The organism is Streptomyces sp. CGMCC 4.7035, from assembly GCF_031583065.1.
In the GTDB taxonomy this organism is placed as follows: domain Bacteria; phylum Actinomycetota; class Actinomycetes; order Streptomycetales; family Streptomycetaceae; genus Streptomyces; species Streptomyces yaanensis.
Genome location: NZ_CP134053.1, coordinates 987,515 through 1,002,079, shown reverse-complemented (window position 1 = coordinate 1,002,079; position 14,565 = coordinate 987,515). Strand labels below are relative to the sequence as shown.

Annotated in this window: 11 protein-coding genes and 1 riboswitch; of the genes, 7 read left to right on the top strand and 4 right to left on the bottom strand. The window is 70.9% G+C overall.

All coding sequences use genetic code 11. The annotated features are described in order from the left end of the window. The first annotated feature begins 491 nt into the window (after positions 1 to 491). Positions 492 to 1,385: a lipase family alpha/beta hydrolase gene (locus tag Q2K21_RS03985; RefSeq protein WP_310765399.1), complete on the top strand. Its 894-nt coding sequence runs from the start codon at positions 492 to 494 to the stop codon at positions 1,383 to 1,385. A 307-nt stretch (positions 1,386 to 1,692) separates the two neighbouring features. Beyond that, on the top strand, positions 1,693 to 3,294 hold the full coding sequence (locus tag Q2K21_RS03980) for a M23 family metallopeptidase (protein ID WP_310765398.1): 1,602 nt from the start codon (positions 1,693 to 1,695) through the stop codon (positions 3,292 to 3,294). Between the two features lie 50 nt (positions 3,295 to 3,344). Here Q2K21_RS03980 and pcrA read toward each other — a convergent pair whose 3' ends face one another. Further along, complete coding sequence (gene pcrA, locus Q2K21_RS03975; RefSeq protein WP_310765396.1) at positions 3,345 to 5,834, bottom strand: DNA helicase PcrA; 2,490 nt, start codon at positions 5,832 to 5,834, stop codon at positions 3,345 to 3,347. Between the two features lie 489 nt (positions 5,835 to 6,323). Continuing rightward, positions 6,324 to 6,491, top strand: a riboswitch (cyclic di-AMP (ydaO/yuaA leader). Between the two features lie 8 nt (positions 6,492 to 6,499). Here pcrA and Q2K21_RS03970 point away from each other — a divergent pair. Both Q2K21_RS03970 and Q2K21_RS03965 read left to right on the top strand, forming a co-directional pair. Further along, positions 6,500 to 7,681 (top strand): C40 family peptidase, encoded by a 1,182-nt coding sequence (locus Q2K21_RS03970; protein WP_310765394.1) that lies wholly within the window; start codon positions 6,500 to 6,502, stop codon positions 7,679 to 7,681. A gap of 128 nt (positions 7,682 to 7,809) precedes the next feature. Then, positions 7,810 to 8,784: a tellurite resistance/C4-dicarboxylate transporter family protein gene (locus Q2K21_RS03965; protein ID WP_310765392.1), complete on the top strand. Its 975-nt coding sequence runs from the start codon at positions 7,810 to 7,812 to the stop codon at positions 8,782 to 8,784. Here the strand turns inward: Q2K21_RS03965 and Q2K21_RS03960 are convergent. Next, on the bottom strand, positions 8,762 to 9,115 hold the full coding sequence (locus tag Q2K21_RS03960; protein ID WP_310765390.1) for a hypothetical protein: 354 nt from the start codon (positions 9,113 to 9,115) through the stop codon (positions 8,762 to 8,764). The two genes, Q2K21_RS03965 and Q2K21_RS03960, sit on opposite strands and share 23 nt — an antisense overlap. Positions 9,116 to 9,560: 445 nt before the next feature. Here Q2K21_RS03960 and Q2K21_RS03955 point away from each other — a divergent pair, with 445 nt between their 5' ends. Next, entirely contained in the window at positions 9,561 to 10,625 is a 1,065-nt protein-coding gene (locus tag Q2K21_RS03955) for a C40 family peptidase (RefSeq protein WP_310765388.1), read from the top strand. 21 nt (positions 10,626 to 10,646) lie between these two features. On the opposite strand, the gene Q2K21_RS03950 is transcribed toward Q2K21_RS03955, so the two are convergent. Together Q2K21_RS03950 and Q2K21_RS03945 are read right to left on the bottom strand one after the other, a co-directional pair. Continuing rightward, positions 10,647 to 11,372 carry a response regulator transcription factor gene (locus Q2K21_RS03950; RefSeq protein WP_310765386.1) on the bottom strand — a complete coding sequence of 242 codons (726 nt, stop codon included), beginning with the start codon at positions 11,370 to 11,372 and terminating at the stop codon, positions 10,647 to 10,649. Then, positions 11,369 to 12,697: an ATP-binding protein gene (locus Q2K21_RS03945; RefSeq protein ID WP_310765383.1), complete on the bottom strand. Its 1,329-nt coding sequence runs from the start codon at positions 12,695 to 12,697 to the stop codon at positions 11,369 to 11,371. The genes Q2K21_RS03950 and Q2K21_RS03945 overlap by 4 nt, the downstream gene beginning before the upstream one ends. A gap of 143 nt (positions 12,698 to 12,840) precedes the next feature. Between Q2K21_RS03945 and Q2K21_RS03940 the strand changes: the two genes are divergently transcribed. Further along, positions 12,841 to 14,328 (top strand): PspC domain-containing protein, encoded by a 1,488-nt coding sequence (locus Q2K21_RS03940; protein ID WP_310765380.1) that lies wholly within the window; start codon positions 12,841 to 12,843, stop codon positions 14,326 to 14,328. Then, positions 14,315 to 14,557, top strand: coding sequence for a hypothetical protein (locus Q2K21_RS03935; protein ID WP_310765378.1), 243 nt, complete (start codon positions 14,315 to 14,317; stop codon positions 14,555 to 14,557). The genes Q2K21_RS03940 and Q2K21_RS03935 overlap by 14 nt, the downstream gene beginning before the upstream one ends. Positions 14,558 to 14,565 lie beyond the last annotated feature (8 nt).

Here is a 14,565-nt window from a genome sequence, read left to right as displayed (position 1 = left end):
GACAGTCACCTCGCGCACCGCGGCACAGGCGCCCCGCGCCGTACCGACCCGGGAAGTGAACGAACGTTATCGCCAGCATCCCGCAACCGGCAGTTTCACGGTGGAGAGCGAGGGGCAAATCACACGATGGGACACGTTCGCCGCGCAGGGTCCCCCCTTCCCGCGGCACACGCGCCGCAGTGTCACCAGCGGCTCGGGCGCCACGGGGTGAGTGGATCGTGCGCAAGGAGAGCCGCCAGGCATGGAAGGGCGCTGAAACACAGCGGAGAGCCGCACCCGTACGAGGAGGACAGGAACCGCGCCACCAGGGCGACAAGGGATCACGTCACTACGACGAATACCCGCGTCGCGTCACCGGCGCCTCACGCTCCGCATCCGCGATTGCGAGCCGCACCCGCGGCACCGCCCTACAGGCCATTCGCCATCACGGCTTTCCATGAGGGCACACGGGGGACAGAGGCGTCCCCGCGTGCGCCGACGGGAGGTCGGCCATGATGGTCACGAGGGCAGTGCAGCCCCTTTTTCCGCTCTGCCAGCGCCTGTTTCCCAGCCGACTGGCCGGACTCTCCATCGCCCTCCTGAAGGCGACCGCCCTGGAGTTCGCGATCCTCGCCGGGCATCTGCTCCTCTACCCCTCGGGGATCATCCAGGAGCGCCGTTGCGCCCTCCCGATGCCCACGACGGACACCACCCCACTGCCGACCGAGGCCAAGCCCCCGGTCATCCTGCTCCACGGGTTCATCGACAACCGCTCGGTCTTCGTCCTGCTGCGCCGCAACCTCGCACAGCACGGCCGTCAGCACATCGAGTCGCTCAACTACTCTCCGCTGACCTGTGACATACGCACCGCCGCCGCGCTGCTGGGCCGGCACATAGAGGAGATCTGCGAGCGCACGGGGCAGTCGCAGGTGGACATCGTCGGGCACAGCCTGGGCGGGCTGATCGGGCGGTACTACACACAGTGCCTCGGCGGCGACCTCCGCGTCCGAACTCTCGTCACGCTGGGCACGCCCCACTCCGGCACCCGCGTCGCGCCGCTCGCGAACGCGCACCCGATCGTCCGTCAGATGCGCCCGGGTTCCGAGCTGATCGAAGAGCTGCGGGGGCCCGCCCCCGGCTGCCGTACGCATTTCGTGAGCTTCTGGAGCGATCTGGACCCGCTGATGGACCCGCTGGAGACGGCCTGCGTCGACCACCCCGACCTCCTCGTACAGAACGTGCGGGTCAGCGGCATCGGCCACCTCGCCCTGCCGGTGCACCCCGCCGTCGCGGCCGGGATACGACAGGCTCTCGACCTCGAACCGGCGACCCCCGCGCCCTCCGGCGCCGGTGCCAGTGCCGGTGCCGCCGCCGGTGCCGGCGCCGGAGGCCTGACCGTGGCGTGAGCCTGACTGTGGCGTGAGCCTGACCGTGGCGTGACACCCCGACCCTGTCCGCCCTGTCCGCCCGATCCACTCAACCCGCTCGGCCCAGCCCTCCAATACAGCCGCCCGACAGCTCCCGAACCCCCGCACACTTTCGAACGTTCATCGAACACAGAGCCAAGCCCACGCCTGTGGACCGCCGAAACACGGCCGTATGCCCGTTTCCTGCCTGAGGGAAACCAGCCGAAGATTGTCGCGCCCGCGTACCGCCGGGTACAGTCGCCGCACTGCTCTGCCAGCCCCTGCTGTCGAGGCGAAAGAGAAGTTGGTGAACGACCGTCACCCGTCGGGGACCGCAACTACCCCGGCTCCGGCCCCCGATGCCGCCTCGGCGCACTACGCGTCGTACGGCCAGCGGGGTGGCCATTACGGTGAGTTCGCCACGTACTCCGACGCCGTCGCGTCCGCCTACGGAACCGGCGGTCAGGCCACCGGGACCTTCGCGGCAGACCCCCTTTTCGGCAACCTCCAGGGCGACGGCTGCACCGGTTCGTACGACGCCACCCAGTGGTCCACCGGCAGCCACCAGACGTTCAGTACGGGCACGCACCAGACGCTGAACTACGACCCGTACGCCGCCCAGCACCAAGCCGCGTTCGACACCGGCGCCTATGACACGACCGCCTGGGCGGCCGGTTATCAGCAGCTCGCCAGTGTCCCCGCGCAGGCCGGGTCCCCCGACGGCACGGGCCAGTGGGACGCGCACGCCTGGATGGAGGCCGGACAGCCCGCCGACCCCGCCCAGCAGCAGACCCAGCAGTGGGAATGGGGCACGCAGTCCTTCGACACGGGCGCCTACGACGCCACGCAGTGGAACTCCGGCGGAACCACCGAGCACGAGACGCATGACCCGCAGGCCGCGGCGACGGCGACCTTCGAACAGATCGTCCCGGAGGCGTTCGACCAGCAGGCCACCGCCACGTTCGAGCAGGCCGGGTCCTTCGACCAGCAGGCCACCACGGACTTCGAGACGCCGGAAGCCTTCGACCAGCTGCCCCACGAGCAAAACGTCACCGGGGACGAGGAGCTGGAGGACACTTCCGAGACGTCCGGCGATGCACCGCTGCTCGACGACCAGGAAGAGATCATCCCTGTCCCGGCCCCGCGCGCCGCGTCCCGCGCCGCGAACCGGTCCCGGCGCCGCAGCCCGGCGAAGCGTTCCGCGCTGCTGACGGTCGCCGTGCCGTCGGTGTGCGTGATGGGAGTCGCCGGGATCGCCGCCGCGACCGTCGGCGTGGGCGGTGGCGAGAGCGACAACCAGGACACGACGGCAAGCGCGCCCGAGGGGATCGCGGTGAAGCCGTCCGCGGCCAACAACAAGCTGGACTCCCAGCTCGCAAGCCTCTCCGCGGGCGCGAACGACTTCGCGGACCGGGCGAGCCGCACGCAGGAACGTATCGACCTCAAAGCCCAGCAAGCGGCCGAGAAGAGGAAGGCGGCGGAGGAGGCGGCCCGCAAGGAGCGGCTGCGCCCGAAGTTCGCGCTGCCGGTCATGCAGAGGGGGCTCAGCGCCTACTTCGGCCAGGCCGGCGTCAACTGGATGTCCGTGCACACCGGCATCGACTTCCCGGTCTCCTACGGGACGACGGTGATGGCCGCGACCGACGGCACGGTCCGTACGCAGTGGAACAGCGCGTACGGGAACATGATGATCGTGACCGCGAAGGACGGAACGGAGACGTGGTACTGCCACCTCTCCAGCTACCGGGTCGCGTCCGGTACGACCGTGAAGGCCGGCGACCCGATCGCGTACTCCGGTAACTCGGGCAACTCGACCGGCCCGCACCTGCACTTCGAGGTACGGCCGAGCGGAGGCTCCCCGATAGACCCGCTGCCGTGGCTGCGGAGCCACGGACTGAACCCGACCTGATCAACTCCTCGGTGAGCCCCCGCCGTTCGGCGGGGGCTCAGCCGTGTGAACTACAGCTTCTCCACCGGCGCGTACCGCAGCAGCAGCCGCTTCGGCTTCGTGTCCCCGAAGTCGATCGTCGCCTCCGCGTTCCCCCCCGTTCCCGTCACGCCGACCACCGTGCCCAGGCCGAACTGGTCGTGCGTGACGCGGTCGCCGATCGCCAGGGCGATCACGGGCTTCTCCGTCGCACCGCCCCGGCGCGTGGCGAAACCGGACGCGCCCGCGGCCGAGGACCGCGACCGGGACGAGGACAGCGAGGCCGCCACGCCCGAGACCGGCCCCGACGACACGGGAGCAGAGGACGCGCCCGTCCGCTTCCACTCGACGTGCTGGCCCGGAATCTCCTCCAGGAAGCGTGAGGGCGGGTTGTACGAAGGCTGGCCCCAGGCGCTGCGCATGGCCGACCGGGTGAGGTACAACCGCTCCCGCGCGCGTGTGATGCCCACGTACGCCAGGCGGCGCTCCTCCTCCAGTTCCTTGGTCTGCCCGAGCGCGCGCATGTGGGGGAAGACGCCGTCCTCCATGCCGGTCAGGAAGACCACCGGGAACTCCAGACCCTTGGCGGTGTGCAGCGTCATCAGCGTGATGACGCCCCCGCCCTCCTCCTCGTCCGGGATCTGGTCGGAGTCGGCGACCAGGGCGACCTGCTCCAGGAAGTCGGCCAGCGTGCCGGCCTCGCCTTCCCCGCGCTCCTGTTCGAACTCCAGTGCCACGGCGGCGAGTTCCTGGAGGTTCTCGATGCGGGTCTCGTCCTGGGGGTCTGTCGAGGCCTGCAACTCGGCCAGGTAGCCGGTGCGTTCGAGGATGGCCTCCAGGACCGTGGCCGGTCCCGCGCCCGACTCCACGATCGTCCGCAGTTCCTCCATCAGCACGTTGAACCGCTTGACCGCGTTCGTCGAGCGGGCCGCCATGCCGTACGCCTCGTCCACGCGGCGCAGCGCCTGCGCGAAGCTGATCTTCTCCCGCTGGGAAAGGGCGTCGATCATGGCCTCGGCACGCTCACCAATGCCCCGCTTCGGCACGTTCAGGATCCGCCGCAGCGGCACGGAGTCCTCCGGGTTCGCCAGCACCCGCAGGTAGGCGAGGACGTCCCGGACCTCCTTGCGCTCGTAGAAGCGGACGCCGCCGACGACCTTGTAGGGCAGGCCGACGCGGATGAAGATCTCTTCGAAGACACGGGACTGGGCGTTCGTGCGGTAGAAGACGGCGACGTCGCCGGCCTTGGCCTCGCCCTTGTCGGTGAGGCGGTCTATCTCGTCGGCGACGAACTGCGCCTCGTCGTGCTCGTTGTCGGCGACATAGCCGGTGATCCGCGCGCCCGCGCCCGCGTTGGTCCACAGGTTCTTGGGGCGGCGCGACTCGTTGCGCTCGATGACCGCGTTGGCGGCGCTCAGGATCGTCTGCGTGGAGCGGTAGTTCTGCTCCAGGAGGATCGTCGTCGCGTCCGGGTAGTCCTCCTCGAACTGGAGGATGTTGCGGATGGTCGCGCCACGGAAGGCGTAGATCGACTGGTCGGCGTCACCGACCACGCAGAGCTCGGCCGGCTGGAGCTCGTGCTCACCGGGCGGCACGTCCACGGGGTGTTCGGAGGTGCCGACGAGTTCCCGTACGAGGGCGTACTGGGCGTGGTTCGTGTCCTGGTACTCGTCGACGAGTACATGACGGAAGCGGCGGCGGTAGTGCTCGGCGACGTCCGGGAAGGCGCGCAGCAGGTTGACCGTCGTCATGATCAGGTCGTCGAAGTCGAGGGCGTTCGCCTCGCGCAGCCGCGACTGGTACAGCGCGTACGCCTGGGCGAGGGTCTTCTCGAAGCCGTCGGCGGCCTGGGCGGCGAAGTCCTCCTCGTCGATAAGCTCGTTCTTCAGGTTGGAGATCTTGGCGCTGAAGGACTTGGGCGGGAAGCGCTTGGGGTCGAGGTCCAGGTCGCGACAGACCAGGGCCATCAGCCGCTTGCTGTCGGCGGCGTCGTAGATCGAGAAGGAGGATGTGAAGCCGAGCTTCTTGCTCTCCCGGCGCAGGATGCGGACGCACGCGCTGTGGAAGGTCATCACCCACATCGCGTTGGCGCGCGGGCCGACGAGGTGCTCGACGCGCTCCTTCATCTCGCCCGCGGCCTTGTTGGTGAAGGTGATCGCGAGGATCTGCCCGGGGTGCACACCGCGCTCGGCCAGCAGATGCGCGATGCGATGGGTGAGTACGCGGGTCTTGCCGGAACCGGCACCGGCCACGATGAGCAAGGGAGAGCCGGCGTGCACGACGGCCGCGCGCTGGTTCTCGTTCAGCCCCTCCAGCAGCGCCGCCGGGTCGATGGCAGGGCGAGGCGCGCCGTCGCGGTAGTACGCGTCCCGGTCCGGCGGTACGTCGAACTTCCCGCCGAACAGATCGTCCGGAATCGACTCCGGAACGTGATCGTCCTCGGGCGGCGGCGGGGGCTCCTCCTCGGAGGCCCGCGGGGCCTGGAGGTTCGCCAGGAAGCTGTCGTCAAAGAGGCTGCTCATCGCTCTCCGAGTCTAGGGCGCCCCACCGACAGGCCGCGGCCGCCCCGAGAACATTCCGGCCCGAAGGCCGGAAATGGCCTCTGGAAGCCGAGAATCTTCCAGATCCGACCACGCGACATTCTCCCACTCTCCGGAACAGCCCCGTCGCGGTCGGCGATCAATCGAACACGGGACACCGGCGGAACCGGGACACCGGCCGGAGCGAGACACCGACCGGAGCGAGACACCGACCGGGCCGAGACGTCGACGGGACCGAGACGTCGGCCTACCGGTCCACAATGGGCGCGAAACCGACAAAGCGCATGGGAGCCGCGCCAACCCGAACAAGTCACCTCAGATCTTGCCGCATTGACCACGACAAGCAGCACCCCGGGTCAAGGTCACGAAAATGTATCGGGCATATCGCACACCAACCTTCACACGGGCCACGCTAGTTGGCTAGCGTGCCCGGCGGGCCGCACGACCCTAACCGGCGAACGTCGCCGGGCCGCGCGGCCTCCGCCGAGTCCGGTGCGCCCACGGCAGCCGGAGCCGGGGACCCACCGACCTTGGGGTGAATCGGCCAACCGCCCTGTGCGGCACGGCCGTAGGGCACACCTTCCGGAACCACCCGCCCGAACCCGACAGCTAACTCGGTAGGCGGAGTACGGAAGGAGTCGCCTCTCATGGCGCCGCACCGCAAGCCGCGTCCCTCCGGCACGCGCATAGCAGGCATACGCACCCCCGCCCTCGCGACGGCGGCCCTCACCTCTGTGGCCCTGCTCTCCCAGACCGCCAACGCCTCGCCCTCCGCCGACGACAAGCCGAGCATCGAAGAGGTCGAGAAGAAGGTCGACGATCTCTACCGCCAGGCCGAGTCCGCCACCGACAAGTACAACGCGGCCAAGGAGAAGACGACCAAGCAGCGTAAGCAGATCGACACGCTTCTCGACGACGTCGCCAAGCGGACGCAGAAGCTCAACGAGGCGCGGGAAGAGCTGGGTTCCTTTGCCGCGGCGCAGTACCGCACCGGGGCCGCGGCGCCTGGCACGGCCACCTTCCTGCTCGCCGACTCGCCCCAGGACTACTTCGACCAGAGCCACCTGATGAACCGGCTGACCGGCCGCCAGAAGGAAGCGGTCGACCAGTACATCACCGAGCAGGCCGCGACGATGAAGAAGCGGCGGGAGGCCACCCAGAGCCTGCAGACGCTCACCGAGTCGCAGAAGACGCTCCGGTCCACCAAGGCGGACGTCCAGCAGAAGCTCGCCACCGCGCGACAGCTGCTGTCCGAGCTGACCGCTCAGGAGAAGGCGCGGCTCGCCGCGATCGAGAAGAAGAAGCAGGAGGAGGCCCGGCGCCAGGCGGAGGAGCTGGCGCGGCAGCAGGCGGCCCAGGCCCAGCAGCAGGCCGCCGAGCAGCAGGCGTCCTCGTCCACCACGACCGGCTCGTCGGGCTCCTCCACCGGCTCCTCCACCACCGGCTCCTCCACCACGGACTCCTCCTACGCGACGAAGGCCGCCAAGGCACTCGCGTTCGCCCGCGCGCAGATCGGCAAGCCGTATGTCTGGGGCGCCACCGGGCCCGATTCGTACGACTGCTCGGGCCTGACCCAGGCCGCCTGGAAGTCCGCCGGGGTGACGCTGCCGCGCACCACGTACGACCAGGTCAACGCCGGCACGACGGTCTCGCTCGCCGACGCACAGCCCGGTGACCTGATCTTCTTCTACGACGACATCAGCCACGTCGGCGTCTACATCGGCAACGGCATGATGATCCACGCTCCGAAGCCGGGCGCGTACGTCCGCGAGGAGTCGATCTACTACGGCGGCGCGTCGATCATCCACAGCGTGGTCCGACCGGCCTGAGGCGATAGCTCCCCGGCCTGAGGCCATGGGTCCCGTTTTCGCGCGGCACGCGCGCGTGGGGTTGTTTTCGGGCTCCCCGCGCGCGTGGCCCGTACGCAACCCGCCCGCGCGTCCCTAGCATCGGGCCCATGTCAGGCACCTCCGCGCTCCGCACCTGGTGGGCGCAGCGTCCGCCCGCCGCCGGTGCCGCCGTTCTGGCGACCGGCGTCCTGTCGGTCGGGCTGCATCTGACCGGGTACGAGATCCTCTCCCGTATCGCCCTGGCCCTGGCGGGCGTCTGCTGGCTGGGGTTCGCCGCGGACTTCGCCGTACGGCTGCTGCGGGAGCGCGAGCGGTGGGCGGCCGAGGCGCGCTCCCCGGACTCGCTCACCGCGGTCGCGGCGACGACCGTGCTGGGCACGCGGTTGTCCGACCTGGGGTGGCAGCCGCTCGCCGAGGCGCTCCTCGCACTGGCTGTCGCGCTCTGGCTGGGGCTGGTCTATCCGGTCGTACGGCGCTGGCGGCGCGGTATGCCCGGGACTGTGTTCCTCGGGTGCGTGGCGATGGAGGGAATCGCGGTGCTGGGGGCGGTGCTCGCCGCGGCCGTGGGGGTGGCGTGGCTCGCGCACCTGGCGCTGGTGTTCTTCTGGTTCGGGCTGGTGTTCTACCTGGCCGGGCTGTGCTGCTTCGGCCCCCGGCAGGTGGCGACCGGCGCGGGCGACCAGTGGATCGCGGTCGGCGGGCTCGCCATCTCCGCGCTGGCCGGGGCGAGGCTCCTCGCCGCCGCGCACAGTGGCCTCTACCTCTGGAACGACGACGACAACGGCGTCCTGCGGACCGCCACCATCGGCCTCCTCGTCCTCGCTTCCGCCTGCGTCTGCGTGCTGGCGGCGGCCGAGCTGCGGTGGCCGCGGCCCCGCTACGACGTACGGCGCTGGGCGACGGTCTACCCCCTGGGGATGACGTCGGCGGCGGCACTGTCCGTCGCCACCGCCCTCGGGGTCCCCTGGCTGCGCGGCCCCGGGCGGGTGCTGCTGTGGATCGCGGTGGCCGCCTGGTGCGCGGTCCTCGCGGGAGCCGCCCGGCCCGCCCTGGGAACCGTCAGGTCCAGAGCACCGCGATGAAGATGTTCGCGATGGTCAGCGCGCCGACGAGGCCGAAGAGGGGCTTCTCGACCGTCTCCTCGTCGCGCTTCACGTAGACCAGGCCGAGAATCACGATCAGCAGGGCCAGCTTGACCCCGATCTTGATCGTGTTGACCGAGTGGTCGTCGGCCTGGTTGAGGCCGACGAGGGCGACACCCGTGACCAGCATGGTCAGCGCGCCGTGCAGCATCCCCGGCACGAAACGGGCGGTGCCCTGGCCCATCGCCTTCATCTGGGTGAGGAAGCCGCCCAGGAGCGCGGCGATACCGATGATGTGCAGGCCGACGAAGAGATGGATGAGTACGTCCATGGGCCGGAGCCTAATGAGGGGCCCGCATGCCTCCCGACACCGGCCCACCGCTTGTGACGCCTTGTGACAGCGCCCTCACGGACCTCCCGGGGCCCCGCATATATGCACCCCCATAGCACTCCGTCGCCCCACATGTCCCGGAACCGCCGCATCGGTCATGGCAGAGCGTGAAGTCGGCGACCCCGGACCGGGATCAGGGTCACATACGGTCACTGCCAGTCCGGTCACGCCAGTTCCGTACATTGCGTCACCGAGCCATCACGACGAGGTTTAGCGTCCTCCACCAGGTGACCGGCTCCCCACCGCCGCCCGGGCCAGGGGCGGCAGTCGGACACCACCGCCGAGAAGGTCCGGCGGCGGCCCCGCTCCCCCTGTGCGCGCCGCCGCCGGACGCGTGACAACCGCCCATGGCCCGGCGGTCGTACGAAAGGACGTGACGTCCCAGGTGGCAGCGCACCGCAAGCCCAGACAGCGTTCACTCGGCGGGAACACGGCCCGGACGGCCGCCACGATCGCACTCGCGGGAGCGGCGTCCGCGGCCGGCTTCGACGGAACGGGACACGCCGACCCGCAGCTTTCACCGGCACAGGTCAAGGCCAGGGTCGACAAGCTGTACCAGGAGGCGGAGGCCGCGACCGAGAAGTACAACGGAGCCAAAGAGGAGGCCGACCGGACCGAGGAGCGGCTGAACGCGCTGCGCGACGAGGCAGCGCGCCGGACGGACCGGCTCGACGCGGCACGGGACGCGCTGGGTTCCACCGCGGCGGCGCAGTACCGCAGCGGGGGCATCGACCCCTCGGTGCAGCTCCTGCTCTCCCCGGATCCCAGGCGGTACCTCGACGGCGCCTCGTTGGCCGAGCGGGTCGGCAGCCGGCAGGCGACGGCCGTGGCGGACGTACGGAAACAACTGCGGGAGATCGAGCAGCTGCGCGGGGCGGCGCGCGTGGAACTGGCCTCCCTGAAGTCGCGGCAGGCCGAGCTGCGCCGGGAGAAGCGGACGATCACCGGAAAGCTGGGCGAGGCGCGGCAGCTGCTGTCCCGGCTGTCGGAGGGGCAGCGGGCGCAGTTCGCCGGGGACGGGAGCGCCGTACGGGCGTCGCGGTCGGCGCTGCGGAACCTGGGGCCGGTATCGGCCTCGACGGCGACCGCGGAGGCGCCCAACGCGCGGGTGGCGGCCGCGCTGGCGTACGCGTACGGCAAGCTCGGCAGCCCCTACGTATGGGGCGCCACCGGCCCCGACGCCTTCGACTGCTCGGGGCTGGTGCAGGCCGCGTACCGCTCGGCGGGCATTTCGCTGCCGCGCACCACATACGCCCAGATCGGCGCGGGACAGCGTGTCCCGCTCTCCGAACTGCTCCCCGGTGACCTGGTGTTCTTCTACTCCGGAATCAGCCATGTGGGGATCTATGTGGGGCACGGCCAGATGATCCACGCGCCGAACCCGTCGGCGCCGGTACGCCTTGCGCCGATCGACGAGATGCCGTTCGCCGGGGCCACCCGGGTGACGTGAGGCGGACCCGGTGAGGGCCTGTCAGACCAGGCGGCGGGCGGTCGCCCAGCGCGTCAGTTCATGACGGTTCGACAGCTGGAGCTTTCGCAGGACCGCCGAGACATGGGACTCGACCGTCTTCACCGAGATGAACAGCTGCTTGGCGATCTCCTTGTACGCATAGCCGCGGGCGATGAGGCGCAGTACCTCGCGCTCGCGCTGGGTGAGACGGTCGAGGTCCTCGTCCACGGGCGGGGCGTCGGTCGAGGCGAAGGCGTCGAGGACGAAGCCGGCCAGGCGCGGCGAGAACACCGCGTCGCCGTCCTGCACGCGGAAGACGGAGTCGACGAGGTCCGAGCCGGTGATCGTCTTGGTGACATAGCCGCGGGCGCCGCCGCGGATGACCCCGATGACGTCCTCCGCCGCGTCCGAGACGGACAGGGCGAGGAAACGGACGGGCTGCTCCACGTCGGCCATCAACGGGGCGCAACGGCGCAGCACTTCGACTCCCCCGCCGCCGGGCAGATGGACGTCGAGGAGGACGACCTCGGGACGGGTCGCGGTGATGACGCTCACCGCCTGGTCGACGTCCGCGGCCTCGCCGACGACCTCGACGCCGGTCCGCTCGGTCTGCCCGATCTCGGCCTGGACGCCCGTACGGAACATGCGGTGGTCGTCGACGAGCACGACCCGCACGCGCCGCTCCCCCGCGCCCCCGCTCGTGCGCTCCGGCTCCGCCGGGCCGACCGGCTCGTTCGCGTCGCTCATGACGTCTTCTCCGCCCTCTCCATCTCCAGTTCGACCTCCGTGCCGCCGTCCGGAACCGCGCGCAGCCGTGCCGTGCCGCCGTTGCGCTCCATGCGGCCGATGATCGATTCTCTGACACCCATGCGGTCGGCGGGTATCGCGTCGAGGTCGAAGCCGGGGCCGCGGTCGCGGACGGACACGAAGACCGACCTGCCCTCGACCTCGGCGTAGACCTGGACGGCGCCGCCCTCGCCACCGTACTTGGCGGCGTTCACCATCGCTTCGCGCGCGGCCTGCATCTGTGCGACCGTCCGCTCGTCGAGGGGGCAGTCGCCGACGATGACGACCTCTATGGGAACGCCGTGCTTGTCCTCCACCTCCGCCGCGTTGCGCCGGACCGCCTCCGCGAGGGTGTCGGGCTCCTCGTCCTCGTCCTTGCCGGTGCCTTCCGGTTTGTAGAGCCACGCGCGCAGGTCGCGCTCCTGGGCGCGGGCGAGGCGGCGCACCTCGCCCGCGTTCTCCGCGTTGCGCTGGATCAGGGTCAGGGTGTGCAGGACCGAGTCGTGGACATGGGCGGCGACCTCCGCGCGCTCCTGGGCGCGGATGCGCATCAGACGCTCCTCGGACAGGTCCTGGCTCATCCGGACGAGATACGGTCCGGCGAGCAGCGCTATGCCGACGAGGACCGCGAGCGCCGCCTGCAGGATCGAGCCGAGGTGGGCCGCGGAGCCCTGCAGCACGAAGATGGCGGAGACGCCCGCGGTGACCAGCAGGACACCGGCCGCGGCGCGCAGCAGGGTGAGGGTGCGCCGACGGCTGCCGACCTCCATCCAGCGGGCCCGGCGTGCGTTGTCCGCCTGGCGCCAGACCAGGGCGACGCCCGCCGCGACGAGGACGGCCGGGATGAGATACGCCTTGGCCCCGCTGCCGAGGTTCACGCTGCCCACGAAGGTCAGGGCCACGACGACCATGAGGAGCAGGGCGACGATCTGGCCTCGGTCGGGCTTGCGGGCCACCAGTCTGCGGCGGCCGTCGGGCGAGGTCTCGGTGCCGACCAGGGACGAGGGGCGCCGGTCGTCCACACCGCCGACGCCGAGCGGAACGAAGAACCAGAACGCGGCGTACAGCAGCGCGCCCAGGCCGTCCGCCATCATCAGGCCGACGAAGACGAGGCGCACCCAGATCACGGGCAGGCCGAGATGCCCGGCGAGCCCCCGCGCCACGCCCCCGAGCCAGCGTCCGTCGCTGCTGCGGTAGAGCTTGCGCGGCGGCCGCGGGTCGGCGAGGGGCACTGTTGCGGCGTCCGGCATGCCATCGATCGTCACACGACCGGCCCAGCGTGGCATCAGGGTCGACCCCCTAGACTCCCCTGATCTTCGGATCGGCGGTGATCGAACACTCCCCCCGGCAGCCGTCAGGGGCAGATTTCAGGGTTCGGCCAGGGTCGTCCCGACTGCCACCGGGCGGCCCCGGCAGGGACCATGGACGCATGACAGATCAGCAGCACGCGGCAGCGGGACGGATCCCCGGCTCCGGCCGGGGTGCCCGCCCGTCGGGCGGCGGGCCGCGGGAGGCCGCGGCGGCGGACGCCGGCGGACGGGACTCGGGTCCACGCGACGGCGTGCCCACGCCCGGCCGCACCGCGCCCGCCGCAGGAGAGGAACCGCGCGCGCACGAGGACGAGGCCGCGCGGGACGGCGCGGCCGTGGCCGAAGGCCCCGGCCGGTTCCGGCGCGACCGGCGGCACAGGATGCTGGCGGGCGTCTGCGCCGGTCTGGGGCGGCAGTGCGACATGGACCCGGTGATCTTCCGGGTCGTGCTCGCGGTGCTCTCCGCGACGGGCGGCCTCGGGCTGATCTTCTACGGTTTCGTCTGGCTCTTCGTCCCGTACGAGGACGAGGAGGAGAACGAGATCCGCAAGCTGCTGACAGGCCGCGTCGACGGCCAGGGCCTGGCCGCGATCCTCTTCGCCCTGGTGGGCTGCGGGGTCTTCCTGTCGATGCTCAGGAACGGTGGGGTGCTGACCTTCGCCACCATCGTGTCCCTGCTCCTCGCGGGCGCGGGGTACTGGTCACGGCAGCGCGGCGCCCCCGACCCCGACCCGCTCGCCGCGCATGCAGTCGCCGACGCCCCGCCGGAGGCCACGGCACCACCCGTGCCCGACTCCTACCCCTCCTGGTGGCGCGACCCCATCGTCAAGGACGGCACGCACGTGGGCGGCACGGGCTATCTGTGGGGCCCGAGCGAGGTCCGCGACCGTGACATCGCGGCGGCGGTCAACATCGCCCGCGGCTCCTCGTACAGCGAGCGGATACGGACCGAGCGGCAGCCCGGGCCGCGAGGGCCGCGCTGGATCGGCGGCTGGGTGTTCCTGTTCGCCCTGCTCGCGGGCGCTCTCGGCACCGGCCTGACCTGGCACGACCATGCGCTCGGCGCCAGCCTGCAGATGGGCCTCGCGGGTGCGCTCGTCGTGTTCGGCACGGGTATCGCGCTCAGCTCGCTCCTGGGGCGTACGGGCGCGGGCTCGATCTTCCTCGCGATACTCACGGCCGGTCTGCTCGCCGCGTCGGCTGCCCTGCCGAAGGACATCAGCACGCACTGGACGCGCACCACCTGGGCACCGGCCTCGACGGCGGCCGTCCAGGAGAAGTACGACCTGGGCACCGGCGTCGGCACACTGGACCTCACCCGTCTGGAGCTCGCCAAGGGCCGGACGGTTGTGACGACCCGGGCGGAGGTGGGTGTGGGCCGGCTCAAGGTGGTGGTCCCGCGGGACGCGACGGTGAAACTGGAGATCGAGACGGGGATCGGCGACATCCGGTTGCCGGGCGACAGCCAGAAGGACGTGGACGTGGAACCCGGCAAGCACGAGCGGTTGACGCTCGCCCCGGCATCCGGCACGAAGAGCGCGGCCACACTCCACCTCAGCCTGGAGGTCGGCGTGGGCCAGGTGGAGGTGAGCCGTGCTGCGTCATGAGTTCCAGCCCGGCCGGCTGATAGCCGGCGCCGCCCTGACCGTCGCGGGCGTCCTGTTCCTGGGTGACGCCGGTGGGGCTTGGGAGACGCCGTGGTACGTCATCGTCCCGATCGTCAACGGCGGCCTCTGCCTCGCCGCCGTGACAGGCCTGCTGGCCCGAGCGATACGCAGGGGCCGCACCTCCCGCGGGGAACTGCGGGCGGAACGGGGCGAGGCGACGGCCCCGTAGCTTTGGAG